Raw genomic sequence first — 22,974 nt, 5'->3', positions numbered from 1 at the left:
CTGGCTAGACGTCCACCGGGGCCATCGAGCGCGCACGCCCCAGCGCTACCGGCAGGCTCGACCATCCCCGGAGCACCCGGGTGTCCCGCCTGGTCCCGAAACCGGCCGGGCGCACCTCGGGGAAACGATCGAAGAAGGCCCGCAACCCGACTTCGCCCTCTGCGCGCGCCAGGGCAGCGCCCAGGCAGAAGTGCCGACCCCCGGAAAACGCGAGATGCCGTCCGGCATTGGGGCGTTCGATGTCGAAGCGATGCGGATCGGGGAACACCGACGGGTCGCGGTTGGCGGCAGCCAGATAGAGCAACACCATGTCCCCGCTGGCGATCCGGCGGCCGGCCAGCTCGACGTCATTGATCGCCTTGCGCGCGGTCAACTGCACCGGGGAGTCCAACCGCAGGACCTCTTCGACGGCGTTGGGCCACACCTCGGGACGCTCGCGCAACGTGTCGAGATGCTCGGGTGCGTCGAGCAGCATGCGGATGCCGTTACCCAACAGGTTCACTGTGGTCTCGAATCCGGCGGCCAACACCAGCCCCGCGATCGCGGTCAGTTCCGCTTCACTGAGATATGTTTCATCCGAACCACTTTCGGCTGCCAGAATCAGCTGACTCATCAGGTCGTCGCCGGGGTGGCGGCGCAACTGCTGCAGGTGATCGACCAGCCAGGAATTGAAACCCGCGATCCCGCGCTGCACGCTGCGGAATTGGTCCCACCGCAATCCGATGTCCAAGCTCGGGGCCGCCAGCTCGCCGAACTGCAGGATGCGCGATCGGTCCCGTTCGGGCACACCCAAGATGTCGCTGATGATCGCGACCGGAAGTTGTGAGCAGTACCGTCCGACGATGTTCACCACGCCCGACTCGGTGGCCAGCTCGTCCAGCAGCGCGGCCGCGGTGTGCTCGACCCGGTCGCGCAACGCGGCGACCGCCCGCGAGGTGAACACCCCCGACACCGTCTTGCGGTAGCGCGTGTGATCCGGCGGCTCGGTGGCCAGCAGCGACGGTTCGCGCAGCGGGTGCAGCAGATCGTCGCGGGTGTGGCGCTCCAGCCACCGCACCGGTGCGGGCAGGTTGGATCCCAGCATCAGCACCCGGAAGTCGTCGGAACGCAGCACACTGTGACTGACTCCGTGGTCGACCGCCAGATAGCCCACCCGGCTCTTCACCAAGGGCCCCCGCGCGTGCAGCGCGTCGCAGAACGGCACCGGGTCGGCCGCCACCGCCGGATCGGCAATAAGCCGGGCCTGCATGTCACCCCGCCGCCGGCCGATCGCCGCCGCACCGCGAACGAAGCCGTGCAGCGCGAGCCAGTGCAATCGTTGCTTCATAGCGCCTCCGTGCCTGGGCCGGTCAGCGGACTGCGGGCCGGACATCTACTCAACATGAAGCGTTGATCGTGAAATCGGTCGTCACAACCTTGTTCGGGTTGGCGCTGTTGATGCCGTAGGCGCTGCCAGCGATCGTGTAGGCATTGTTGCTGACATCGACGTGCGCGTCGCCCACGCCACCCAGCCAAAAGCTGCCGGTGAATCCGTCGACGTTGCGGATCTTCACCCACTGGGGGATGGCCCGCGAAGCGCTGAGCAAGACCACGGCTTCGACGTGGCCGTCGCGGTCGGCGATGTCGATGGTCCGATACGACTGCAGCTGGCTGCAGGCCGGCGGACGTGCCGCGTGGCTGATCCCGTTGATCGTCAAGCGTGCGGCACCCAGCGGGGTGTGCTGCGGGGTTGCGCACCCCGCGGCGGCGACCAGGGCACCCGCGAGCGGGACCAATGCGTACTGGCGCACTTCATCTCCTTCACTGACGCTTCGAGATCAACACCGGCAACGAGGTGGCGATGCGGCCGCGGACGAACTCCGGACTCAAACCCTTGAGCAGGTCGATCATGCGGATGCTCTTTGGTACATACCAGTGCAGCCGGTTCGGATGGTGGTAGGCCTGCCACGCGGTCTCGGCCACGCTGCGTGCGGGCATCAACCGCAACATGCCCTTCTTTGGCGCGGTCGCGCGCAGCTCCTCGGGCGTCATGGGTGCCGCACCGTCGTTGGAGTGGTTCGGCGTCGTGGTGAGGATGGCGGTGTCGATCAGACCCGGAAGAACGTCGGCAACCCGCACACCGTGGCGGCGCCATTCCACGCTGAGCGCCTCGGTGAGGCCCTTGACCGCATGCTTGGTCGACGAATAGACGGCCAGGCGCGGCATTCCGTAGGTGGCCGACGACGACGACGTCGTGAACATCAAGCTGCCGGGCGCCTTCTTGAGGTAGGGGAGTGCGCCGTAGGCGCCGGTCAGCACAGCTTTGTAGTTCACTTCGACGACGCGCATCGTCGCCTCATACGGCACGTCCTCGAACCAGCCGGACTCGCCTATGCCCGCGTTGTTCCACATCATGTCCAGTCCGCCGGCGGGGTTGCCGGCGCAGAAGTCCGCCAGCGCGCCGTCTAGATCCGCTTTGACCGTGACGTCGACCGGGCGCGTCCACAGCCGCTCGTCGCCCAGTTCTCGGGCCACCGCGGCGAGCCCGTCGGCGTCGCGGTCCACGGCACCGACCCGCCAGCCCTTGGCGTGGAACAGCCTGACCCCTTCGCGGCCCATGCCACTGCCCGCGCCAGTGATGAAGACCGATTTCACGGCCGTATCTCCGGAGCCCGGCATGCCAGCCTCCCTTGTCAGCTTCCCTGTCAGCCCGCCTCGACGACGTCTTTGATGCGGTTCAGCGTTTTGGTCATATCACGGACGTTGCGGCGCTTACGCAAAAAGCCGCCAAACACCCAGTACACCCCCAGCCATGGCGCGGGGCTGAGCCGGAACGACTCGGTGACGTCCGTGCCGGCGCCGAACGGCAGGAGGCGGTAGTGCCAGTTGTTGACCGGCCTGTCGCCAAGAAGCACCGAAAACCCGAATTCGCGGCCGGGCTCACACGCAGTGACTTCACAGACCGTCCAATAAATCGGCCCGATCTCGTTTCGTTTAACATGACCGCGGAATTTCGCGCCAAGGGCCGGCCCTATCGCACCACCCAGCCACTCGGCTTCAAATACCTCCGGTGAAAACCTTCCGGTATTGCGGACGTCGGAAATCAGCTCCCAAATCCTGTCCGCGGGTGCCGCCATATGAACAGTTGCCGAACCTTCCATGGCCCGATCCAAACACATCGACGGTCGCCGGCCTAGGAACCGCTCGTCTGCGTCATCGGTGCGGAGTGGCCGCCTGGATAAGGCCGTTGATGATCTCCTTGATGCCCTGCGCGGGATGCGAGTACCAACCGATCGGCAGGCCCGACGCGGCGCCGCACTTCGGCCACGGCTCGACGCCCTGATCGGCGAAAAGCCGGTTAGCGACGGCTATTTGTTGCTCTCGCGAAGCTGCTGCGGGGTTGCCGACGCCACCGTACTCGGCCCACGTGGCGGGCTTGAATTGCAGTCCGCCGTAAGCGCCGTTTCCAGTGTTGGCGTGCCAATTGCCGCCGGACTCGCATTGCGCAATCGCGTCCCAGTTGGGTGTCGGCGCCGCGCCGGCCTCGGCGGTCGCCGGCCCAAGCGTCGCTGCGACGATCCCGCCGGCAATCGCGTACTTGATGAGAGGCTTCCCCAAGTTTCTCATGTCAAGCAATTCGGCATGTGTCCAGAAAGCGTTACCGATTCGATTGATTCGCGAGATAAGAAATTTATGGCATTTCTATGGCAACGAAATCGGCACGTCATGCGTCCGCTATGGCGTGGGGGCAGCCAATGATTACGTGCAATACGAGCTTGTGGCCCGCGCCAGCGCCTGCTTGTAGAGGTCATCGAGCTGGTCAGCGCGGGTAACGTCGGCCAGCGCGGCATCGAGCTGCGGGCCGCAGACCGGCCCCCGCAGCAGCTCGCGGTGCGCAGCGAGCTGCGCCAGCATCGTCTTATTCAGGCCGTCGATCGTCGAGCGTGACACGGACAGATCGGGCGCCTGGGTTGGGGCGCTGGCGGGGTCAAGCGTCCAGTCCGCGAAACGGCGGTATTCGATTCCGGTGGTGGCGTCGATCTGGTCGCCGAACACGCGGCTCACGAAGTCCGCGTCGATGTGCTGGGCGGCCGCATCGGCGCTCAACTCGGCGAGCTCTTGCTGAACCCGAACCGGATCCTCGATGGCACCATGGGTTTTCCATTTAAAAGCGGCTACCGGCTCCGCGATCCGCAACCGCTGGGCGGCCGCGCCGACCAGCTCGGTCAGCGCGCTGTTATCCCCCCGTGCGGGCGCTGCCGGCAGCATCGACGCCGCGATGACGATGGCCCCTAACGTGCTACTGCGCCTGACGAGTGCCGTCAGGCGCAGTAGCGACATCAAGGATGCGGCGGTTTTATCCGCCGCTAGCACCCAGGGTGCTCTGCAGGTCCGGCTTCATCGCGTTCAGTTGGGCTCCCCAGTACTCCCAGCTGTGCGTTCCGTAGTTGGGGAAGTTGAACACGGCGTTGTGGCCGCCCGCTGCGGTGTAGGCCTCTTGGAACTTCTTGTTGACACCGATCATGAAGTTGCTCTCGAGGAAGGTGGCCGGCAGGTTAGCGCCGCCCAGCTCGTTCGGCGTTCCGTTACCGCAGTACACCCACAGGCGAGTGTTGTTGGCGACGAGTTGACCGACGTTGACCAAGGGGTCGTTGCGTTGCCAGGCGGGGTCGTTGTCCGGCCCCCACATGTCTTCCTTCTTGTAGCCGCCGGCATCGCCCATGGCCAATCCGATCCAGCCCTGCCCGGTGGACGGGCTGAGGTAGCCGGACAGCGAACCGGCGTAAATGAATTGGGCCGGGTGGTAGATCGCCAGGTTCATCGCGGAGGCACCGGCCATCGAGATGCCGACCGCCGCACTGCCATTCGCCTTGACGCCCTTCTGCGACGACAGGTAGCCGGGCAGCTCACTAGTCAGGAAGGTCTCCCACTTGTACGTGGAGCAGCCGGCCTTCCCACACGCCGGGCGATACCAGTCGGTGTAGAAGCTGGACTGGCCACCAACCGGCATGACCACGGATAGGCCCGACTTGTAGTACCACTCGAACGCGGGAGTGTTGATGTCCCAACCGTTGTAGTCGTCCTGGGCACGCAACCCGTCGAGGAGGTACACGGCGGGGGAGCCTTCGCCACCGCTCTGGAATTGGACCTTGATGTCGCGGCCCATGCCGGCCGACGGCACCTGCAGATATTCGACGGGTAGGCCGGGCCGGGAAAATGCATTGGCCGTCGCCGCGCCTCCGGCAAGACCGATCAGACCCGGCAGGGCCACAGCCGCTGCCGCACCGACCACAAGCCGGCGCCCCCAGGCCCGGATCTTCTCGCTCACGTCTGTCATACCTGCGCCCCTTGTCGGTTGTATGTCCTGGCGTGGTGCCCTCGGCAGAATTTACCGTGTGAATAGCTCAAATGTCGATTAGGACGCGTTGTCATCTCGGTTTTGTATCGCCTGGCATCGGAATTAAACGTTCGCCGATTACTGACATACAAAGCCGGTAACCGCATCCACAGCCCCTACGGAGCCGGTGGACCGACAAAATGCCTGGTGACGGGGCACGCTGGGAAAAGGCGGGGCACCGGCGGCAGGGGACAACGCGAGTTGCTCCGGCCGCGCAGAACACGTTGGTCGTCCGATTTCGACACGCCCTGCCGCACGAGCCAATAGCTCACGCCGTTACCCGGATAGGCAACCGATGCGACGCCGGGTCGTCATCGAAGCGGGCCGAAGCACCACGATTGACGTTGTTGATAATTATGTCGGGTCGGCGCCCGCTCGAGCCCATTCGCCGAGGTTGTCTCCGGATCTGATATCGGTGCAGCCGAACCCGACGGGACCGCGTAGGCTCTCTCGGAGCAAGCCGATGGAGACCGAACGAGAACCCGGTCCGTTCCGGCCCTACAGAATCACCGCACCAGCGGATTTCCGCTGCGCGATGGTGTAGTCGGGCCGCCGGAGGTCGGGACGATTGAGGTGCGAAAACTTTGGAGACGGTTCTAGGGCTATCACTGACGCCGACCACCTTCGGGTGGGTCCTTGCTGAAGGACACGGCGCCGACGGCACCATCCTGGACCATCAGGAAACGGCGTTGCGCGCCGAGCAGGGGGTACCGGCCGTCAGTACCGCAGACCAGGTAGCCCAGGAGGTGCTGCGGGTGGATGCGCAGGCGGGTGCGGGCGAGCACCGCTTGCGTGTCATCGGAGTGACGTGGAATGACGCGGCCGCCGCCCAAGCCGCACTGCTGGTGGAAGCACTGACTGACGCCGGATTCGACAATGTCGTGCCGGTTCGGTTGCTGGACGCCGTCGAGACGCTGGCTCTGGCCATTGCACCCGTCATCGGTTACGACCAGACGGCGGTCTGCCTGCTCGAACACGAGCGCGCGACGGTCGTCATGATCGACAGCCATGTCGACGAAACCCGCACCGTCATCAAACACATCAGCGGCGGCTTCGACGGGCTGCGATCGTGGTTGACCAAGATGTTCGACCGCAGCGGTTGGCGTCCGCAGGCCGTTGTGGTGGTGGGCGCCGATAGCGATATCGACGGATTTTCATGGCAGCTTGAAAAAGCTTTGCCAGTACCGGTTTTCGCGCAGACGATGGCGCAGGTGACCGTCGCCCGAGGCGCGGCATTGGCGGCGGCCCGCAGCACCGAGTTCACCGACGAGCAGTTGATCGCGTGCACGGCGGACCCCGCACCCGCGGCCCCGCCCAGGCGCGGCCGCCTGTCCTATGCCGGGGCCGCGGCCGCATTGGCCACCGGTGTCGTCACCTTCGTCTCGTCGCTCGCGATGGCCGTCGGTATCCAGTTCGCTCCGGCCGCGGGGCAGGCCCCGGGCAAGGACCAGGCGCACCGGACGACACCGCAAGTGGCCGAGGCGGGCCGGCCCGCCGTTGCGCCCCCGCCGTCGATCGAGCCGTCGGTGCCGCGGCCGGCCGCCGGTGAACCCGTTTCGAGGCAGGACGCACCGGCGCCGGAGTCTGGCGAACAGCAACGCGAGGCCAACGAGCCGCAGCCGTATCTGACGCGGGTTCTCGAGCACATTCCCGGCGACACTGGTGAACCGGCCCCGCCGCCGGAACCGGCGCAGCCCTAAGCCGCCTCCAGCGGCGTCAAGCCATCACCGGCCCGGCGGCTGTCGGCGTCAGGCCGGCCGGATTGCTGTGCAGTAGTAGGTCTCGGCGTTGAAAAAGTCAGCGGTCGAAGGTATTTCGGAAATGCCGTTCGCCGCGAACAGCTCGTTTATGGTCTTGCGCTGCGTCTGCCAGCCGTGCTGGGTTAGGTAAGTTGCCACGTCGTTGCGCTCCACGTCGTAGCGCAGGTCGGCAAGCTCCACCTCGAACCCGTGTGCGCGCCAGCGCTGGGCGGCGAGCCCGATGACATCTGGCGCTTGCTCACCGTCTTCGCCCGGCCGGTTGCCGAAGATCTCGGCAGCCACCCGGCTCCCCGGCGTGCTGAGGTCGGTGATGTTGTCCAGCAGGCGGTCCTGGGCATCCGCGGGCAGGAATGCGAGCAGACCTTCGGCGATCCATGCGCTGGGCGCCGAGGGGTCGAAACCGGCCGCCCGCAACGCCGCCGGCCAATCCTGCCGGAGGTCGATCGCCACCTCGCGTAGGTCGGCCGTCGGGCGGGCACCCAGATCGGCCAGGGTGGCACTCTTGAACTGGATCACTTCGGGCTGATCTATCTCAAACACCGTGGCGCCGGCCGGCCACTGCAGCCGGTAGGCCCGCGCATCCAAACCGGACGCCAAGATGACGGCCTGACGGATTCCTGCGTCCATCGCGTCCCGGAAGAATGCGTCGAAGTACCGCGTCCGGGCTCCCATCAGGTCCGCCATCCGCTGCAAGCCCCAGACGTCGTCGGGGCCGTCGATGTCGGCCGCGTTGATGTCTCCGTTAGCCCAGCGGGCGAGGAACTCGATTCCCACGGCGCGCACCAGGGGCTCCGCGAAGGGGTCGTCGATCAGCGGCTCCTCGGCCTTCGAGGCAACCGCCCGCCCGGCAGCCACCATCGTGGCAGTTGCTCCGACGCTGGTTGCCAAATCCCACGAATCATTCTCTGTACGAGGCATTTCGACTTCTCCCGACGAGTCAAGCTAGTTGATACTTAGCTGCGGTAATGAATCCTCCACGAGGATACACTCGTCGGTGCGGACGCTGGTCGAGCTCAATCACCCTTGGCGTGCACCGCTTCGAAACGCAGAGATACCTCGTCAGCGACCCGGACCGAGCCCATCAGCAGCGAGTAGGGCTTGATTCCGAAGTCAGCCTGCGAGACGACCGACTCGGCAAACATCCGCCAGGACTCGCCGAGGTCCGCTGTGCCCAAATCGATTACGTGCTCACGCCGCTTCCCCCGAATACTCACTGTCCCGGTGAGGCGGTACCCGCGGGCGGTCTGCTCGATGCTGTCGGCGGCAAAGCGGATTTGGGGAAAGCGCCGGGCGTCGAGTGCACCCAACGCATTCGAGCGGACCAGAGCTTTCTCCGGTCCGGTAAGTCCCGTGACGCCGCCGCGACTGCCGACCACCTGGAAGGAGTCCACGTCGACCACGAGCTCGGCGGCGACGGGCTCGGCGCCCGACCATTCCACTGTTGCCTGCCAACGCGTCATCGCGATCGTGAGGCGATGACCCATCCGCGCTGCCCGCCCGGTGACGCCGGTATGCAGTAGTAGCTCACCGTTGGCGGCGTCGAGGGTCCACGGCCGGGTCACAGACCGACTGTATTCACTGGCTCAGCGCGCCGAATCTGAGATCTCAGTGCGCAACGGGGCAGTTGCCGGTCCCGTTGGTGCGGTAGTCAACCTGCCAGTGCTTGATTCCGTTGAGCCAGCCGGAGCGCAACCGCTCCGGCTTACCCACCGATTCCAGATCGGGCATGGCGTCGGCGATCGCATTGAACATCAGGTCGATCGTCATGCGCGCCAGGTTGGCCCCGATGCAGTAGTGCGCGCCCGTACCGCCAAAACCCACGTGCGGGTTGGGATTACGCAGGATATTGAAGCTGAACGGGTCGTCGAAGACTTCCTCATCGAAATTGGCCGAGCGGTAGACCATCACTACCCGCTGCCCCTTCTTGATCTGCACCCCGGACAACTCGTAGTCCTCCAGCGCGGTGCGCTGGAAGGACGTCACCGGCGTGGCCCACCGGACGATCTCATCGGCGGTGGTCGCCGGACGCTCGCGTTTGTAGAGCTCCCATTGATCCGGGAAATCGGTGAAGGCCATCATTCCCTGAGTGATGGAGTTGCGGGTGGTCTCATTGCCGGCCACGGCCAGCAGGATGACGAAGAAACCGAACTCGTCCTCGGAGAGCTTGTGGCCGTCGACGTCCGCCTGGATCAGCTTGGTGACAATGTCCTCCCCAGGGTTTTTCGCCCGGTCGGCGGCCATCTGCATGGCGTAGGTGATCAGCTCGACCGAGGCGCCCATCGCATCGTTGCGGGCGAACTCGGGATCCTGGTCTCCCACCATCTGGTTGGACCAGTGGAACAGCTTCATCCGCTCCTCTTGCGGCACGCCCAACAGTCCGGCGATGGCTTGCAGCGGCAACTCGCACGACACCTGCTCGACGAAATCGCCGGACCCTTCGGCCGCGGCGGCCGCGACGATCTGCCGAGCACGCTCGTTGAGGTCGTCGCGCAACCGCTCGACGGCGCGGGGGGTGAAACCGCGGGAGATGATCTTGCGCAGATGGGTGTGCTGCGGGGCGTCCATGTTGAGCAGCACGAATTTGCCTGTCTCACGCTGCTCGCGCACGGTGCCCTCTCGGTAGCGGGGCAGGGCGGTGTTCTCCAGACTGGAGAACACGTCGCTGCGCAGCGAGACCTCTTTGACGTCCTTGTGCTTGGAGATGACCCAGAAGCCGCCGTCGTCGAACCCGCCGCAACCGTCCGGTTGTTCGTTCCACCAGATTGGAGCGGTGCGGCGCAATTCGGCCAATTCTTCCACCGGCAACCGCACGGCGTGAATGTCGGGATCGGTGAAATCGAAGCCGGGAGGCAGATTCGGGACCGGCTTGGTGGTCGAGTTATCAATTGACACGGCCCACTCCTCGATACGAAGTCTTCTAGTCGCATGTCCTGTGCCAAATAAACCATCGCGACACCACAGTTGGGAAGCATTGGCACAACTTCGATCGGCCGAATTGCAACACGTTCAGTCGCCGGGACCGGCGTTGCGCGTGAGCGTCGCTCGGTGGGGCCTCGGTGGGGCCTCGGTGGGACTTGTGGCCTGCACCACAAAAGTTATGCTGTTGATCCAGGTCACCCGGCGCATGGACGGACCAGGTGACGCGTAGGCAAAGGGTGGACGCATGATTCGCGAACTACTCGCCGTCACCGCCGTGGCGGCCGGGGCGGTGACAGTGGCACCGAACGCGGCGGCCGGCTACGAGGGCGACGTACCCGGGATGAACTATGAGGCGTCGTTGGGCGCGCCGTGCGACAACTACGAGCGCTTCATCTTCGGGCGCGGCCCCAGCGGTCAGGCGGAGGCCTGCCATTTCCCGCCACCCAACCAGTTCCCCCCGGCGACCACCGGCTACTGGGTGATCTCCTATCCGCTGTATGGAGTGCAGAAGGCCGGCGCCAAGTGCCCCGGCCCGCAGAGCGCGGCGCAGTCCGAGGCCGGGCTTCCGATGTTGTGCCTGGGCGCCCAGGGATGGCAAGAGGGATGGTTCACCGGCGCAGGGTTCTTCCCGCCGTCGGGATAACGGCCATGCCCGAGCGTCCGTCGGCTCAGAATCCGATTCCGCAGAATCCGATTCCTCGGTGGCTGCGCTTCGTGCTGGCATCCGACCGGGCCGGCTCGGCCTGGTACATCGGCCTCGGTTTCTTCTTTGCTCCGGTGCTGGCCATGCTGTCGCCGTGGCCGACGATCACCGCCGTGCTGTGGGCGGTGATCGCACTGGCCGGTTTGTGGCTGGGACTGTTGGGCATCGCGATGGCCATCGGCCTGGCGCGGGTGTTGCGCTCGGGCGCCGAGATCCCCGAGGACTATTGGCGCGGCTTGGTGAACTACTGACAATCTAGAGTCGGAGCAAAGTCCCCCAACGATTAGGAGACTCCGATGGCGGTTAATCCCAAAGACGCGATAGACGCGGTGAAGGACATCGCGACCAACGCCGTCGACAAGGCGTCGGACATCGTAGAAAACGTCGGCGACATGATTCGCGGCGATATTGCGGGCGGCGCCAGCAGCATCGTCCAGAACTCCATCGACATCGCAACCCACGCAGTGGACAAGACCAAGGAGGTCTTGACCGGCGGCAACTACGACGTAGGGGAGGAGTAGCCGCCGCTAGACGACGGCGGCCTCGTTGAGTTCGTCGAGCCTGTTCGTCGCTTCCAAGTACTCCTGCACCCAGCGCTCGATCACGGTCGAGGTCTTCTCGACCTTTTGGAACTGACCGACCACCTGCCCGACGGGGTTGAAGGCGACGTCGACGGACTCGTTGGGGTACCTGTTGGTGGCGCGCACCGCCATACCGGACACCATGTACTGCAACGGCATTCCGAGCGGCTTCGGGTTGCCCGGCTGCTCCCAGGCCTCGGTCCAGTCGTTGCGCAGCATCCGGGCGGGCTTGCCGGTGAAGGAACGGCTGCGGACAGTGTCGCGGCTGCCCGCCTTGATGTAGGCGGCCTGCTGAACCGGGGTGTTCGAGGATTCCTCGACCATCAGCCACTGCGAACCGGTCCAGGCACCCTGGCAGCCCAGCGCCAGGGCCGCGGCGATCTGCTGACCACTGCCGATGCCGCCCGCTCCGAGGACGGGGACCGGAGCCACCTCCTTGACGACCTGCGGCCACAGCACGATGGAACCCACTTCGCCGCAGTGTCCGCCGGCCTCGCCGCCCTGGGCGATGATGATGTCGACGCCGGCATCGGCGTGCTTGCGTGCCTGCGACGGCGATCCGCACAGCGCGGCAACCTTGAGGCCGGCATCGTGGATGTGCTTGATCATGTCGGCGGGCGGAGTGCCGAGCGCGTTCGCGATCATCTTGACCTTCGGGTGCTTGAGCGCCACCTCGACCTGCGGCGTGGCCGTCGCCTCGGTCCAGCCGAGCAACTGCAACGTGTCGCCGTCACTGTCCTCGACGGGTACGCCGTGATCGGCGAGGATCTTCTTCCCGAAATCCAGGTGTTCCTGCGGCACCATCTTGCGCAGCGTCTCGGCCAGTTCCTCGGCGGACTGGTTGGAGTCCATGCCCTCGTACTTGTTCGGAATGACGATGTCGACGCCATAGGGGTGGTCGCCGATGTTCTCGTCGATCCAGTTGAGCTCGATTTCCAATTGCTCGGGCGTGAAGCCGACGGCTCCGAGAACGCCGAACCCCCCGGCCTTGCTGACCGCCACCACGACATCGCGGCAGTGGGTGAAGGCGAAGATCGGGAACTCGATGCCGAGTTCGTCGCAAATAGGGGTATGCATTACAACTCCTGGGATGCTCGCCGAATTGGAACGTGTTCTAGTTTAATACTTGCTGCGATGACGTGGCCAGGGGCCCCCGACTAGCCCGCCGCGACTACGACGTGTCGCCGCGAGTCGGTCACGCCGCCAGGGCCCGGCCTAACCACAGCATGAGGAAGACGAACATGCAGCCGGCGCAGATGAGGTGGTCGCGGCACACCGATCGCGCCAGCCGACTCTGTTCGCGCGCACTGTCGCTGCGGTGGCCCAGCCGGATTGCGTCGGGCACGGTCTGCGTCAACGCCAGCATTGTCGGGATGCCGGCGAGACCCGCCGACAGCAGCAACAGCCAGCCGGGATCTTCCGCGCGGGTTGATTGAAATCCCAACGCGGCCAACAGAGTCAACATGACGAGCGCAACCAGCCGGCTCATCGGTCGCGACGAGGTGGTCGCGCGGTGGTAATAGCCGGCGACGGAGGCCAGGACCGGCTCGGGCAATTCGTCATCGGCGGACCGGTGGCGCAGCACCTGCACGTCGAATATCAAGTCCATCCACAAGATCGCGAACAGGAATCCGCTGCAGGCCGTGAGCAACGCGCCCATGAGGTTTGCACCTCCCGTCAATCGGGTTCGGCACGGTACCCATTGTTTCGCAGCGGCCACGAAAAGCCACGGTAGCCACAAAATCACTTGCGCCACTTACGTTTCAGGGGTTTATCGGGCGGCAAACTTGTCAGTCTCCGGGTTTATCCTTCGAACATGCGTTCGACAGCTAGCTTGGCCTGGCTAGGTCAAATTCTCGACGCGGTCGACGCGGCGGACGATTGTCACGCCGCCCTGCCCGGTGACACGCCGACTCTCGCGGAGCTGCGCGCCGTCCTCGAACGTTATGTACTAATTGCGGGTCAACTCGACGCGCTTCGTGATGAGTTGACCAGCCCATTCACTCATCGAGAGCGCCGGCCATGACCCTGGCGAGCCGGGAGCAGATCGAGCAGGACTACGACGCGTTGCGCGCGGCGGTCTCCCGTGTCCAGCAGCACTCCTACGAGTCGATGACGAATCCGGAACTCCTCGGCCTGCTCGAAGCGATCGAACGCGAGACACGCAAACTCCACGTGCCCGGTCACCAGATGATCAACCAACTCGCCCGGCAGGCCACCTCCGACGAACTCGGCGGGAAACTCACCCACGCCTTGTCCGATCGTCTGAGCATCAGCCGGGCCGAGTCGGCACGACGAATCGCCGAGGCCGACGACCTGGGGCCACGCCAAGCGCTCACCGGTGAGCCGTTGGAACCACGGTTGGCGGCCACCGCGGCCGCCCAACGCGAGGGCGCCATCGGAACCGGCCAGATCGCGGTGATTCGCCAGTTCTTCGCTGCGTTGCCGTCCTGGGTGGACGTGGAAACACAGGCCATCGCCGAACGGCAATTGGCGCAACGCGGCACCGAGTTCCGCCCGGAGCAGTTGCGCAAGCTGGCGGACCGACTGGCCTGTTGCCTCAACCCGGACGGCATCTTCACCGACACGGATCGCGCCCGCCGGCGCGGATTGACATTGGGCAAGCAGGACATCGACGGGATGTCGCGGCTCTGCGGCTGGATCACCCCGGAAGCGCGCGCCACGTTGGAGGCGGTGCTCGCGAAGTTGGCCGCGCCCGGGATGTGCAATCCCGAGGACCTCGCGCCCATCGTCGACGGCGCGCCGGGGGAGGAGGCAATCGGACGGGACTCCCGCTCGACGAGCCAACGCAACCACGACGGGCTCAACGCCGCGCTGCGCGCGGTGCTGGCTAGCGGGGAACTCGGCCAGCACAACGGGCTTCTGGCAACCATTATCGTGAGCACCACGCTGCGCGAATTGGAATCCTCCAGCGGCAAGGCGCTAACGGCGGGCGGCACGCTGCTGCCCATGAGCGATGTCATCCGGATGGCCCGCCACGCGCACCACTACCTAACGATCTTCGACGACGGCCGCGCGATCGGCCTCTATCACACCAAACGGCTGGCCTCACCGGGACAACGAATTGTCCTGCACGCCAAGGACCGTGGTTGTTCGGCGCCCGGCTGCGAGGTCCCCGGGTATCTCTGCGAAGTTCACCATGTCGACGATTACGCCGTCTGCCGGACAACCGGCATGGACAACCTGACGTTCGCGTGCGGGCCACACCATCGGCTGATAAAGCCCGGCGGTTGGACGACCCGCAAACGCACCAACGGCGACATCGAATGGATCCCTCCGCCACACCAGGAGCGAGGTCAACCGCGCACCAACACGTTTCATCACCCAGAGACGTTGCTATGCGATGACGGCCCTTGATCGGCCCAGTCGGCAGCGGGTAGCGTAGTGCTGCCAATTACGAAACGGCAAGTAGCGTAATCGGCTTTCCCCGTCGAAAGGATCGGCTCGATGCGCAGCCCCTACTCCGGCCGCCCTTTCACCACGCCGACCCCGGAAATCGCGATGGCGCTGGAGGACCTCAGCATCCCGACGCTGCTGCTGTCGCTCGTGCACATCACCGGCGACCCGCGCTTCATCCGTGAGTACAAGCAAATGGGCATCTTCCTCAACGAGGTGCAAGGGTTCATGTCCGAAGAGGACAAGGCCCGCGCCCGCGCCGAGGCGCTCACCGTGATCACCGACTACCGCGACCGTGGCTGCCCCGAGCCCGCACCCCTGAGCTCGGACCTGATCCGGGAAATGCTGGACTGGGCGGCCTGCGAACACGTGCCCGACGACTACCTGCCGCTGGTCTCCGAAGAACTCGACCTGGACGGCCTCGACCCCCGCCGGCCGGCGCCGATACCCGCCGAGCAGGCGGCCGACCTCCCGGTGCTCGTTGTCGGATGCGGCGAATCCGGTCTGCTGGCCGGCATTCGGCTCAAACAGGCCAACATCCCGTTCACGATCGTCGAAAAGAACGCCGGCCCAGGCGGAACCTGGTGGGAGAACAGCTATCCCGGGGCCCGCGTCGATGTGGCGAACCACTTCTATTGCTACAGCTTCGAACCGAACAACGACTGGTCTCATTTCTTCGCCGAGCGCGATGAGCTGCAGCGCTACTTCACCGACGTGATGAAAAAACACGACTTGACCGAGCACATCCGTTGGAAAACCGAGGTTTTGGCCGCCGAATGGGACGACGACGACGGCACCTGGGCCGTCGCGGTGCGTGGCGCCGACGGGCAGATCACCGAACTACGGGCACGAGCCCTGATCACCGCCGTCGGCCAGCTCAACCGACCGCAGATCCCCGAATTCGACGGTGCAGCAAGCTTCGCCGGCCCATCGTTCCACTCCGCCGCCTGGGATCATTCGGTCGACATTAGCGGTAAGCGGGTTGCACTCATCGGTGCCGGCGCCAGCGGCTTTCAGATCGCGCCGGCAATCGCCGGCGACGTCGCGCAGCTGACCGTGTTCCAGCGGACCGCGCAGTGGATGTTCCCGAACGCGATGTACCACGACCAGGTCGGCGACGGCGTGCGTTGGGCAATGCGGCACCTGCCGTGCTACGGACGTTGGTACCGCTTTCTGGTCCTGTGGCCCGGCTCGGACAAGGGTCTGGACGCGGCGGAGGCCGACCCCAACTATGCCGATCAACAGGCGGCGGTCAGCGACATCAACGCCGCCGCGGCAATGATGTTCTCGCAATGGATCACCAGCCAGGTCGGCGACGACGAGGAGCTGTTGGCCAAGGTGATGCCCGACTATCCCGCCTGCGGCAAACGGACCCTGCAGGACAACGGCAGCTGGCTACAAACGCTGCAGCGTGACAACGTCGACCTCGTCCGCACCCCGATCCGGAAGATCACGGCGCACGCAGTGGTGACCGACGACGGCGTCGCGCACGACGCCGACGTCCTCGTCTACGCCACCGGATTCCGACACACTGACGTGCTGTGGCCGCTGAAAGTGGTCGGCCGCAACGGAATTGACCTGCACGAAATGTGGGGGAGCCGACCGTACGCCTACCTGGGCATCATGGTTCCAGACTTCCCCAACTTCTTCATCATCTACGGGCCCGGGACCCACCTCGCCCACGGCGGCAGCCTGATCTTCCAGTCCGAGCTGCAGATGCGCTACATCGATCAGTGCCTGAAGCGGCTGGCCGAACCCGGCGTGCACTCGATCGAATCCACGGCCGAGGCGGCCAAAGATTGGCATCGGCGAACGCAGCAACAGATCAAGAAAATGGTGTGGTCACACCCCGCGGTCAAGCACTCCTACTTCAAGAACGCAGACGGGGAAATCCACACCGTCAGCCCGTGGCGGCTCAACGAGTACTGGGCCGCGGTCCGTGAGCCGGACTGGTCCCAATTAGTTGTGCGGCACCGTAATTCGTAGTCAGGAAGTGAGCACCCCGCCATGCGTACGGTAGTCGTCGACGGCCCCCGCAATATCCGGATCGACACCCGCCCGGATCCGGCCGTGCCCGGTGTCGGCGGAGCGATCGTCGAAGTCGCCGCCGCCGGCATCTGCGGATCCGATCTGCATTTCTACGAAGCCGACTTCCCGATGCCCGACCCGATCGCGTTGGGGCACGAAGCAATCGGAACGGTCGTGGACGTCGGCCCCGACGTACGCACGGTCCAACCCGGAGATCAGGTGATGGTGTCGTCGGTGACCGGATGCGGCAGTTGCCCGGGATGCGCCACCCGCGATCCGGTCCTGTGTTACGCCGGCTTTCAGATCTTCGGTGGCGGCCTGCTCGGCGGCGCGCAGGCCGACCTGCTCGCCGTCCCGGCCGCGGATTTCCAGCTGTTGAAGGTGCCCGAGGGGATCACCACCGAGCAGGCCCTGCTGCTCACCGACAACCTGCCCACCGGCTGGGCGGCGGCCCAGCGCGCCGACATTCCGCTGGGTGGAACCGTGGCGGTGTTCGGTCTGGGCGCGGTCGGTTTGTGTGCCCTGCGTAGCGCTCTGTTTCAAGGCGCTGCAACAGTTTTCGCTGTTGACCAGGTGGACGGCCGGTTGCACCGCGCCGCGGGATGGGGGGCCGCGCCGATCAAAGCGCCGGCGGTAGAGGCGATCCTGGCCGCGACCGGCGGCCGCGGCGCCGACGCCGTGATCGACGCAGTCGCCACGGACGCCTCGCTGACGGATGCGCTCAACGCAGTACGGCCTGGCGGCACCGTTTCGGTGGTCGGGGTGCACGACTTGAACCCGTTTCCGCTCAACGCACTGGGTTGCTTGATTCGCAGCATTACCCTGCGGATGACCACGGCGCCGGTGCAGCGCACCTGGCCCGAGCTGATTCCGCTGTTGCAGTCCGGGCGGCTCAACGTCGACGGCATCTTCACCACGTCGTTGCCGTTGCACGAAGCGGCCAAGGGCTATGCCACCGCGCAGGCACGGTCCGGCGACGATGTCAAGGTGCTGCTGACGCCCTAGTCGGCGTCCCGGCGGGCGTCGCGGCGAACGTGGTTCGCCAGGTAGCGCAGGGCCCGCCTCGGCCGGCGGCGACGCACCGACGCCAGGCACATCACCGGCCAGCCGTGCACCGCCGCCGCGGCGGCCAGGCCCGAACGCGGGTTGACCGGTCGCGGAAAACCCACCACCGACATGGCCGCGGCATCCTCGTCGCCGTCGGCGTAAAAATAACTGCGCTGCAGCGCGACGCCGTTGTCGATGCAGAACTGTTGTACGGCAGATGCTTTGGATGTGCCCCAGACGATCGGCCTGACGATATCGCCGGTCAGCCGTCCGCGCTCGTCGAGTTCGAAATGGTTGCATTGCACGTTGCGAATGCCCAGAAAACGCGCGACCGGCAGCACCTGCATGGACAGCGCCGACGAACTCAGCACCACGGTGTGGCCGCGTTGCTGATGTGCTTCGACGATGTCGCGCATGTGCGAATACATCCGCACGGCAACACGTTCGACGAACAACCGCTCACCCACCTCGTCGAGGTCACGCAGCGATTCGCCCCGCAGATAACTCGCGGCCCGGACGATGAGGTGCTCGAACTCGAGGCGCCCGAAACGGTAGCGGAGCGCGGCGTCGAAGGCGCCGAGCACCTCGCCGATCCCGGCCTGCCTGCGCCTGATTCGCTCACCGAGGTGAACGGCCGCGGTGAAGCCGTCGACCAACGTGCCGTCGAGATCGAAGATCGCACCCACACTGGGTCCTGCTGAGCTGGCCACGATCTCGGCAATGGCGTCGGCGGGCGAGAGTCTCGTCATCGTGGCCATGTTGACTCCCGCTACCGGGTCGCGGTGATGTACTGCGAGTGCATGAAGCTGTCGATTTTCACGTCGACCTCGGGCGGCGTCAGACCATAGCCCTGCTGCAGATTCAGCGTGGTACGCACCGGGGCGACGGACCAGCCGTGCCCGGCCAGCCACTCGGCGGGGTCACCCTTGGGCTCGTAGGTCAGGGCGGAAAAGTCCACGTTGCCCGACATGTTGACACCGGGATGGTCGTTCTCCAGCGCGGCGAGCTGCTCATGGTCGAGTCGCGATCCCAGTGCGCCGATAGCGATTCGGCTGCCGGGAGCACTGAGCCCACTGATCCGGGTGAATAGCGTGTTTTGGGCCTCGTCGGTCAGATACGGCAAGATTCCCTCCACCGACCAGGCACTGGGCATTTCGGTGTCAAAGCCGGCCGCTTCCAACGGCCGGGACCAGTCGGTGCGCAGGTCGGCGGCGACCTCGACGCGGTCGGCGCGGGGCGCCGCACCATGCTCGCCCAGCACCCGCGCCTTGAAGGCCAGTACCTTTGGCAGGTCGATCTCGAAAACGATTGTCCCGGGAGGCCATTCAAGGCGATAGGCCCGGGAGTCCAATCCCGCCGCGACGATCACCGCCTGCCGAATACCGGCCGCACCCGCGGAGCCGAAGAAATCGTCGAAAAATCGTGTCTGCACGCCGTACAACCGCGGAAATGCGGTCTCGTCGTCGTTGCTTCCGGGATTGGCAAGCGCATTCGCCAAATACGGGTCTTGTGCGGCCGCGATGAAAACCTTTGCGTATTCGTCTCGGACCAACGGCCGGGGGCTCAGAGCGTGCACGGCACGCCAACCGGCCACCAGCAGGGCCGTATATCCGACGCTGCTGACGATGTCCCATTGGTCGTCATCGGAACGCAGCGAGCCGAATTCGGGCCCAGTGCTCATGGATCGCCCCTCCCGGTGTGCGCCGACCTCACCACGGTACCCGCGGCGGCGCTCTCACAGTTCCAAAAGCACTGTTACCGGTCCATCGTTGACCAATTCGACCTGCATGTGCGCGCCGAACAGGCCGGTCTCGACCGCGGCACCCAACCCGCGCAACGCGTCGGCGAACGCGGCAACCAGCGGCTCGGCGACCGCTCCGGGAGCGGCAGCGTTCCAGGAGGGTCTGCGGCCCTTCGCGGTGTCGGCGTACAGCGTGAATTGGCTCACCACCAAGACCGGTGCGCCGACGTCCGCGGCGGCGCGCGCATCCGCGAGAATACGTAGCCTCCACAGCTTTTCGGCAAGGCGCTGCGCCTTGGCGGGGTCGTCGTCATGGGTCACCCCGACGAACGCCAGCAACCCCTGACCTTGGGGCCGGATAGCGGCGACCAGCTGGCCGTCGACCGTCACCGCCGCTGACGAGACTCGTTGCACCAGAACCCGCATGGCTCGATGCTGCCAGGCCGGACAGGTAGGCTCGTCGAGTGTCTGTCCTAGTCGCATTTTCTGTCACTCCGCTGGGCGTGAGCGATGGCGTGAGCGAGCTCGTTGCCGACGCGATTCGCGTGGTGCGCGAGTCGGGTTTGCCGAACGAAACGAACGCAATGTTCACCGTCATCGAGGGCGATACCTGGGACGAGGTCATGGGCGTCGTCCAGCGCGCCGTCGACGTGGTGGCCGCTCGAGCACCGCGGGTCAGCACCGTCATCAAAGTGGACTCGCGCGCCGGTGCCAAAGACGCGATCACGCAGAAGGTGGCGACGGTCGAGCGCCACCTGGCCGAGGGTTAACACCGGTAGCGGCTCGCGCCAGTAGGCTCATGCCGGTGAGCGCACGCGCGGGCATTGTCGTCACCGGAACCGAGGTCCTTACCGGGCGAGTCCAGGACAGGAACGGCCCGTGGATCGCCGACCGACTGCTGGAACTGGGCGTGGAGCTCGCCCACATCACGATCTGCGGCGACCGGCCCGCCGACATCGAGGCACAGCTACGCTTTCTGGCCGACCAGGGCGTGGATCTGATTGTCACCAGCGGTGGTCTGGGGCCCACGGCAGACGATATGACCGTCGAGGTGGTGTCCCGCTTCTGTGGGCGTGACCTGGTCTTGGATAAGGAAGTCGAAGACAAGATCGCCACCATCCTCAAAAGGGTTATGGCACACTTCGATTCGAAGAGCTTCGAGGCGGTGCGTGCCGCAAACCGCAAGCAGGCGATGATTCCCGCCGGTGCGCAGGTACTCGATCCGGTCGGTACCGCACCGGGCGTCGTGGTACCCGGAAAGCCGACGGTGATCGTCCTTCCCGGCCCGCCCCGCGAGCTGCAGCCGATGTGGCACAAGGCCATCCAGACCCCTGGCGCTCAGCAGGCGATTGCCGGCCGCACGATCTACCGCCAGGAGACCCTGCGGATGTTCGGGCTGCCCGAGTCGGGGCTGGCCGAGACATTGCGCGACGCCGAACAGGCCGTACCGGGATTTGACGCGCTGGAGATCACCACCTGCCTGCGGCGGGGCGAGATTGAAATGGTCACCCGCTACGAGCCGCCCGCATCTGAGGCCTACGCCCGATTGAGGCAGCTGATGCGGGATCGACTCGGCCAGCAGCTGTATTCCGAAGACGGGTCGCAGGTCGACGACGTAGTTGCCCGCCTACTGACCGGCCGCCGGATTGCGACCGCGGAGTCCTGCACCGCCGGGTTGGTCGCCGCCCGGCTGACCGACCGACCCGGCTCGTCCGGCTACGTGATGGGTGGCGTCGTGAGCTACTCCAACGACGCCAAGATCGGATTGCTCGGCGTCGAGCCCGCACTGATCGAAGCGCATGGCGCCGTGTCCGAACCGGTGGCCGAGGCGATGGCGGCGGGCGCGGCCCGGCGCTTCGACGCCGATACCGCCGTCGCCATCACCGGCATCGCCGGACCGGGCGGCGGCACCCCGGACAAGCCGGTCGGAACGGTCTGCTTCACCGTGCGACTGGGCCCGCCCGGCTCCGTAGGCCGCAGTCACACCCGCACGCTGCGACTGCCCGGTGATCGCTCCGACATCCGGGAGCGCTCGACCACGGTCGCGATGCACATGCTGCGTCGCGCGCTGAACGGCGAACCTCCGCTCTGATCACCGCACTTCTGTTGGCAGAAAAGCGGTTTGCGCCGTCCCAAAGCGGATTCCGGTCGCGTCCTTGCCGATCAGCGTCAAAAACGCCACCGCCAGCAACACCGGCACGATCGTGACCGCCAACGCGAACGGATAACCGTGCGACTCTGCCAGGTGTTCCTGGATCGGCAGGTTGAATGCGGCGAGCAGATTGCCGAGCTGATAGGTGACACCGGGGTAAAGACCGCGGATGGCGTCCGGCGACATCTCGGTCAGATGCGCGGGAATCACGCCCCAGGCCCCTTGTACGCAGACCTGCATCAAAAACGACCCGAGACACAGCATCGCCGCGGTGCGTGAAAAGGCGAACATCGGCACGATCGGCAGGCCCAGTATGGCGCAGAAGACCACCGTGTAACGGCGGCTGAACCGCTGCGACATGGAACCGAAGAACAGTCCGCCGATGATCGCACCGACGTTGTACAGCACCACAATCCACTTGACCGTCACGCCGTCGAGGCCGGCACCGTGGTTGGCCGTAGAACTCAGGAAGGTCGGGTACACGTCCTGCGTGCCATGGCTCATCCAGTTGAAAGCGGTCATCAGCAGCACCAGGTAGACGAAGCGGCGGATGATGGCGCGGTCGCGCAGCACGTCGCGGATCTTGGTGTTGGTGAGCTTCATTTGGTCCTGGGCGGCTTCCCACACCTCGGACTCTTGCACCCGGTACCGGATGATCAGGCTGATCAACGCGGGAATGATCGACAGCCCGAACAGCCAGCGCCACGATAGGCCCAGCCAGTCCAACACCACCAGAGATCCCAGACTCGCCAGCAGATAGCCGAACGCGTAGCCCTCCTGCAGCAGCCCGGAGAAAAACCCGCGCCGCTCGACGGGAACCTTCTCCATTGCCAATGCGGCACCCAAGCCCCATTCGCCGCCCATGCCCAGCCCGTACAGCAGCCGCAGGATCACCAGGACGGTGAAGTTGGGCGCGAACGCACACAGGAAGCCGACCACCGAATAAAAGATCACGTCGACCATCAGCGGAGTCCGCCGCCCGACCCGGTCGGCCCACAAACCGAATAGCAGGGCACCGACCGGGCGCATCATCAGTGTCGCCGTCGTGATAAACGCGACTTCGGCCTTGCTGTGATGGAAGGTCTTTGCGATATCGGCGTAGACGAACACCACGATGAAGTAATCGAAGGCGTCCATCGTCCAACCGAGCATTGCCGCGATGAACGAATTGCGTTGATCGGCACTGATCTTTTGTGTTGTCACGAAAGCATCCTGGCGCACACTACGCGCCCGCGCGAGCCTGTTCCAC

At 65.4% G+C, this 22,974-nt stretch carries 26 protein-coding genes; 10 read left to right on the top strand and 16 right to left on the bottom strand.

Annotated elements, in window-relative coordinates:
* Nucleotides 1–4 precede the first annotated feature (4 nt).
* The 7 genes from G6N33_RS25350 to G6N33_RS25320 all read right to left on the bottom strand — a co-directional run bounded on the left by G6N33_RS25350 (nucleotide 5) and on the right by G6N33_RS25320 (nucleotide 5,317).
* Complete coding sequence (locus G6N33_RS25350; protein WP_044505981.1) at nucleotides 5–1,327, bottom strand: cytochrome P450; 1,323 nt, start codon at nucleotides 1,325–1,327, stop codon at nucleotides 5–7.
* Between the two features lie 49 nt (nucleotides 1,328–1,376).
* Nucleotides 1,377–1,790, bottom strand: a complete 414-nt coding sequence (locus tag G6N33_RS25345) for a lipoprotein LpqH (RefSeq protein ID WP_081661947.1) — start codon at nucleotides 1,788–1,790, stop codon at nucleotides 1,377–1,379.
* 10 nt (nucleotides 1,791–1,800) lie between these two features.
* Complete coding sequence (locus G6N33_RS25340; protein WP_044511791.1) at nucleotides 1,801–2,634, bottom strand: SDR family oxidoreductase; 834 nt, start codon at nucleotides 2,632–2,634, stop codon at nucleotides 1,801–1,803.
* Between the two features lie 50 nt (nucleotides 2,635–2,684).
* On the bottom strand, nucleotides 2,685–3,158 hold the full coding sequence (locus tag G6N33_RS25335; RefSeq protein ID WP_101528278.1) for an SRPBCC family protein: 474 nt from the start codon (nucleotides 3,156–3,158) through the stop codon (nucleotides 2,685–2,687).
* 34 nt (nucleotides 3,159–3,192) lie between these two features.
* A complete protein-coding gene (gene rpfC, locus G6N33_RS25330; RefSeq protein WP_044505985.1) occupies nucleotides 3,193–3,606 on the bottom strand; it encodes a resuscitation-promoting factor RpfC in 414 nt (137 codons plus the stop codon).
* 132 nt (nucleotides 3,607–3,738) lie between these two features.
* Complete coding sequence (locus tag G6N33_RS25325) at nucleotides 3,739–4,248, bottom strand: chorismate mutase (RefSeq protein ID WP_044511792.1); 510 nt, start codon at nucleotides 4,246–4,248, stop codon at nucleotides 3,739–3,741.
* Between the two features lie 88 nt (nucleotides 4,249–4,336).
* Complete coding sequence (locus tag G6N33_RS25320) at nucleotides 4,337–5,317, bottom strand: esterase family protein (RefSeq protein ID WP_044505987.1); 981 nt, start codon at nucleotides 5,315–5,317, stop codon at nucleotides 4,337–4,339.
* 644 nt (nucleotides 5,318–5,961) lie between these two features.
* On the opposite strand from G6N33_RS25320, the gene G6N33_RS25315 reads away from it, so the two are divergent.
* Nucleotides 5,962–7,077 (top strand): DUF7159 family protein, encoded by a 1,116-nt coding sequence (locus G6N33_RS25315; RefSeq protein WP_101528279.1) that lies wholly within the window; start codon nucleotides 5,962–5,964, stop codon nucleotides 7,075–7,077.
* 48 nt (nucleotides 7,078–7,125) lie between these two features.
* On the opposite strand, the gene G6N33_RS25310 is transcribed toward G6N33_RS25315, so the two are convergent.
* The 3 genes from G6N33_RS25310 to G6N33_RS25300 form a co-directional block, all read right to left on the bottom strand.
* Nucleotides 7,126–8,055, bottom strand: a complete 930-nt coding sequence (locus G6N33_RS25310; protein WP_101528280.1) for a class I SAM-dependent methyltransferase — start codon at nucleotides 8,053–8,055, stop codon at nucleotides 7,126–7,128.
* Nucleotides 8,056–8,150: 95 nt separating this feature from the next.
* Entirely contained in the window at nucleotides 8,151–8,699 is a 549-nt protein-coding gene (locus tag G6N33_RS25305; RefSeq protein WP_044505992.1) for a YceI family protein, read from the bottom strand.
* A gap of 43 nt (nucleotides 8,700–8,742) precedes the next feature.
* Complete coding sequence (locus tag G6N33_RS25300; RefSeq protein WP_101528281.1) at nucleotides 8,743–10,029, bottom strand: cytochrome P450; 1,287 nt, start codon at nucleotides 10,027–10,029, stop codon at nucleotides 8,743–8,745.
* Nucleotides 10,030–10,300: 271 nt separating this feature from the next.
* Between G6N33_RS25300 and G6N33_RS25295 the strand changes: the two genes are divergently transcribed.
* From G6N33_RS25295 to G6N33_RS25285, 3 genes are read left to right on the top strand one after another with little or no spacing between them, the layout of a single operon-like run.
* On the top strand, nucleotides 10,301–10,699 hold the full coding sequence (locus tag G6N33_RS25295; RefSeq protein ID WP_044505995.1) for a hypothetical protein: 399 nt from the start codon (nucleotides 10,301–10,303) through the stop codon (nucleotides 10,697–10,699).
* A 5-nt stretch (nucleotides 10,700–10,704) separates the two neighbouring features.
* Nucleotides 10,705–11,010, top strand: coding sequence for a hypothetical protein (locus G6N33_RS25290; RefSeq protein ID WP_044505996.1), 306 nt, complete (start codon nucleotides 10,705–10,707; stop codon nucleotides 11,008–11,010).
* Nucleotides 11,011–11,055: 45 nt separating this feature from the next.
* On the top strand, nucleotides 11,056–11,280 hold the full coding sequence (locus G6N33_RS25285; protein ID WP_044505997.1) for an Rv1893 family protein: 225 nt from the start codon (nucleotides 11,056–11,058) through the stop codon (nucleotides 11,278–11,280).
* Nucleotides 11,281–11,286: 6 nt separating this feature from the next.
* Here the strand turns inward: G6N33_RS25285 and G6N33_RS25280 are convergent, their stop codons facing one another.
* Nucleotides 11,287–12,417 carry a nitronate monooxygenase gene (locus tag G6N33_RS25280; protein ID WP_044505998.1) on the bottom strand — a complete coding sequence of 377 codons (1,131 nt, stop codon included), beginning with the start codon at nucleotides 12,415–12,417 and terminating at the stop codon, nucleotides 11,287–11,289.
* 118 nt (nucleotides 12,418–12,535) lie between these two features.
* Complete coding sequence (locus tag G6N33_RS25275; RefSeq protein WP_044505999.1) at nucleotides 12,536–13,000, bottom strand: hypothetical protein; 465 nt, start codon at nucleotides 12,998–13,000, stop codon at nucleotides 12,536–12,538.
* A 156-nt stretch (nucleotides 13,001–13,156) separates the two neighbouring features.
* On the opposite strand from G6N33_RS25275, the gene G6N33_RS25270 reads away from it, so the two are divergent.
* The 4 genes from G6N33_RS25270 to G6N33_RS25255 all read left to right on the top strand — a co-directional run bounded on the left by G6N33_RS25270 (nucleotide 13,157) and on the right by G6N33_RS25255 (nucleotide 17,790).
* Nucleotides 13,157–13,366 carry a hypothetical protein gene (locus G6N33_RS25270; protein ID WP_155945858.1) on the top strand — a complete coding sequence of 70 codons (210 nt, stop codon included), beginning with the start codon at nucleotides 13,157–13,159 and terminating at the stop codon, nucleotides 13,364–13,366.
* Entirely contained in the window at nucleotides 13,363–14,718 is a 1,356-nt protein-coding gene (locus G6N33_RS25265; RefSeq protein ID WP_044506000.1) for an HNH endonuclease signature motif containing protein, read from the top strand. Before G6N33_RS25270 ends, G6N33_RS25265 begins: the two co-directional genes overlap by 4 nt.
* A 90-nt stretch (nucleotides 14,719–14,808) precedes the next feature.
* Nucleotides 14,809–16,743 carry a flavin-containing monooxygenase gene (locus G6N33_RS25260; protein ID WP_163771705.1) on the top strand — a complete coding sequence of 645 codons (1,935 nt, stop codon included), beginning with the start codon at nucleotides 14,809–14,811 and terminating at the stop codon, nucleotides 16,741–16,743.
* 21 nt (nucleotides 16,744–16,764) lie between these two features.
* Nucleotides 16,765–17,790: an alcohol dehydrogenase catalytic domain-containing protein gene (locus G6N33_RS25255; protein WP_044506002.1), complete on the top strand. Its 1,026-nt coding sequence runs from the start codon at nucleotides 16,765–16,767 to the stop codon at nucleotides 17,788–17,790.
* Here G6N33_RS25255 and G6N33_RS25250 read toward each other — a convergent pair.
* The 3 genes from G6N33_RS25250 to dtd are packed head-to-tail and all read right to left on the bottom strand — an operon-like array spanning nucleotide 17,787 to nucleotide 19,999.
* A complete protein-coding gene (locus G6N33_RS25250) occupies nucleotides 17,787–18,581 on the bottom strand; it encodes an HAD family hydrolase (protein WP_101528291.1) in 795 nt (264 codons plus the stop codon). The genes G6N33_RS25255 and G6N33_RS25250 overlap by 4 nt on opposite strands.
* 20 nt (nucleotides 18,582–18,601) lie before the next feature.
* Nucleotides 18,602–19,513, bottom strand: coding sequence for a class I SAM-dependent methyltransferase (locus tag G6N33_RS25245; RefSeq protein ID WP_044506003.1), 912 nt, complete (start codon nucleotides 19,511–19,513; stop codon nucleotides 18,602–18,604).
* A gap of 54 nt (nucleotides 19,514–19,567) precedes the next feature.
* Nucleotides 19,568–19,999 (bottom strand): D-aminoacyl-tRNA deacylase, encoded by a 432-nt coding sequence (dtd, locus tag G6N33_RS25240; RefSeq protein ID WP_044506004.1) that lies wholly within the window; start codon nucleotides 19,997–19,999, stop codon nucleotides 19,568–19,570.
* 38 nt (nucleotides 20,000–20,037) lie between these two features.
* On the opposite strand from dtd, the gene G6N33_RS25235 reads away from it, so the two are divergent.
* Nucleotides 20,038–20,343 carry an MTH1187 family thiamine-binding protein gene (locus G6N33_RS25235; RefSeq protein WP_044506005.1) on the top strand — a complete coding sequence of 102 codons (306 nt, stop codon included), beginning with the start codon at nucleotides 20,038–20,040 and terminating at the stop codon, nucleotides 20,341–20,343.
* A gap of 35 nt (nucleotides 20,344–20,378) precedes the next feature.
* Nucleotides 20,379–21,665 (top strand): competence/damage-inducible protein A, encoded by a 1,287-nt coding sequence (locus G6N33_RS25230; protein WP_456299188.1) that lies wholly within the window; start codon nucleotides 20,379–20,381, stop codon nucleotides 21,663–21,665.
* Here the strand turns inward: G6N33_RS25230 and G6N33_RS25225 are convergent, their stop codons facing one another.
* Nucleotides 21,666–22,877 (bottom strand): MFS transporter, encoded by a 1,212-nt coding sequence (locus tag G6N33_RS25225; protein WP_408632808.1) that lies wholly within the window; start codon nucleotides 22,875–22,877, stop codon nucleotides 21,666–21,668. It abuts the gene before it with no gap.
* Nucleotides 22,878–22,974 lie beyond the last annotated feature (97 nt).

It is taken from the genome of Mycobacterium simiae (genome assembly GCF_010727605.1).
Classification (GTDB): domain Bacteria; phylum Actinomycetota; class Actinomycetes; order Mycobacteriales; family Mycobacteriaceae; genus Mycobacterium; species Mycobacterium simiae.
The sequence above is the reverse complement of the archived record's forward strand: the minus strand, read 5'-3'. Positions and strand labels throughout refer to the sequence as shown.

Coding starts and splice junctions, on each gene's coding strand:
- G6N33_RS25350 (WP_044505981.1), bottom strand. CDS start 1,327: ATGAAGCAACGATTGCACTGGCTCGCGCTGCACGGCTTCGTTCGCGGT.
- G6N33_RS25335 (WP_101528278.1), bottom strand. CDS start 3,158: ATGTGTTTGGATCGGGCCATGGAAGGTTCGGCAACTGTTCATATGGCG.
- rpfC (WP_044505985.1), bottom strand. CDS start 3,606: ATGAGAAACTTGGGGAAGCCTCTCATCAAGTACGCGATTGCCGGCGGG.
- G6N33_RS25325 (WP_044511792.1), bottom strand. CDS start 4,248: ATGCTGCCGGCAGCGCCCGCACGGGGGGATAACAGCGCGCTGACCGAG.
- G6N33_RS25320 (WP_044505987.1), bottom strand. CDS start 5,317: ATGACAGACGTGAGCGAGAAGATCCGGGCCTGGGGGCGCCGGCTTGTG.
- G6N33_RS25310 (WP_101528280.1), bottom strand. CDS start 8,055: ATGCCTCGTACAGAGAATGATTCGTGGGATTTGGCAACCAGCGTCGGA.
- G6N33_RS25295 (WP_044505995.1), top strand. CDS start 10,301: ATGATTCGCGAACTACTCGCCGTCACCGCCGTGGCGGCCGGGGCGGTG.
- G6N33_RS25290 (WP_044505996.1), top strand. CDS start 10,705: ATGCCCGAGCGTCCGTCGGCTCAGAATCCGATTCCGCAGAATCCGATT.
- G6N33_RS25285 (WP_044505997.1), top strand. CDS start 11,056: ATGGCGGTTAATCCCAAAGACGCGATAGACGCGGTGAAGGACATCGCG.
- G6N33_RS25280 (WP_044505998.1), bottom strand. CDS start 12,417: ATGCATACCCCTATTTGCGACGAACTCGGCATCGAGTTCCCGATCTTC.
- G6N33_RS25275 (WP_044505999.1), bottom strand. CDS start 13,000: ATGGGCGCGTTGCTCACGGCCTGCAGCGGATTCCTGTTCGCGATCTTG.
- G6N33_RS25270 (WP_155945858.1), top strand. CDS start 13,157: ATGCGTTCGACAGCTAGCTTGGCCTGGCTAGGTCAAATTCTCGACGCG.
- G6N33_RS25265 (WP_044506000.1), top strand. CDS start 13,363: ATGACCCTGGCGAGCCGGGAGCAGATCGAGCAGGACTACGACGCGTTG.
- G6N33_RS25260 (WP_163771705.1), top strand. CDS start 14,809: ATGCGCAGCCCCTACTCCGGCCGCCCTTTCACCACGCCGACCCCGGAA.
- G6N33_RS25255 (WP_044506002.1), top strand. CDS start 16,765: ATGCGTACGGTAGTCGTCGACGGCCCCCGCAATATCCGGATCGACACC.
- G6N33_RS25250 (WP_101528291.1), bottom strand. CDS start 18,581: ATGACGAGACTCTCGCCCGCCGACGCCATTGCCGAGATCGTGGCCAGC.
- G6N33_RS25245 (WP_044506003.1), bottom strand. CDS start 19,513: ATGAGCACTGGGCCCGAATTCGGCTCGCTGCGTTCCGATGACGACCAA.
- dtd (WP_044506004.1), bottom strand. CDS start 19,999: ATGCGGGTTCTGGTGCAACGAGTCTCGTCAGCGGCGGTGACGGTCGAC.
- G6N33_RS25225 (WP_408632808.1), bottom strand. CDS start 22,877: ATGCTCGGTTGGACGATGGACGCCTTCGATTACTTCATCGTGGTGTTC.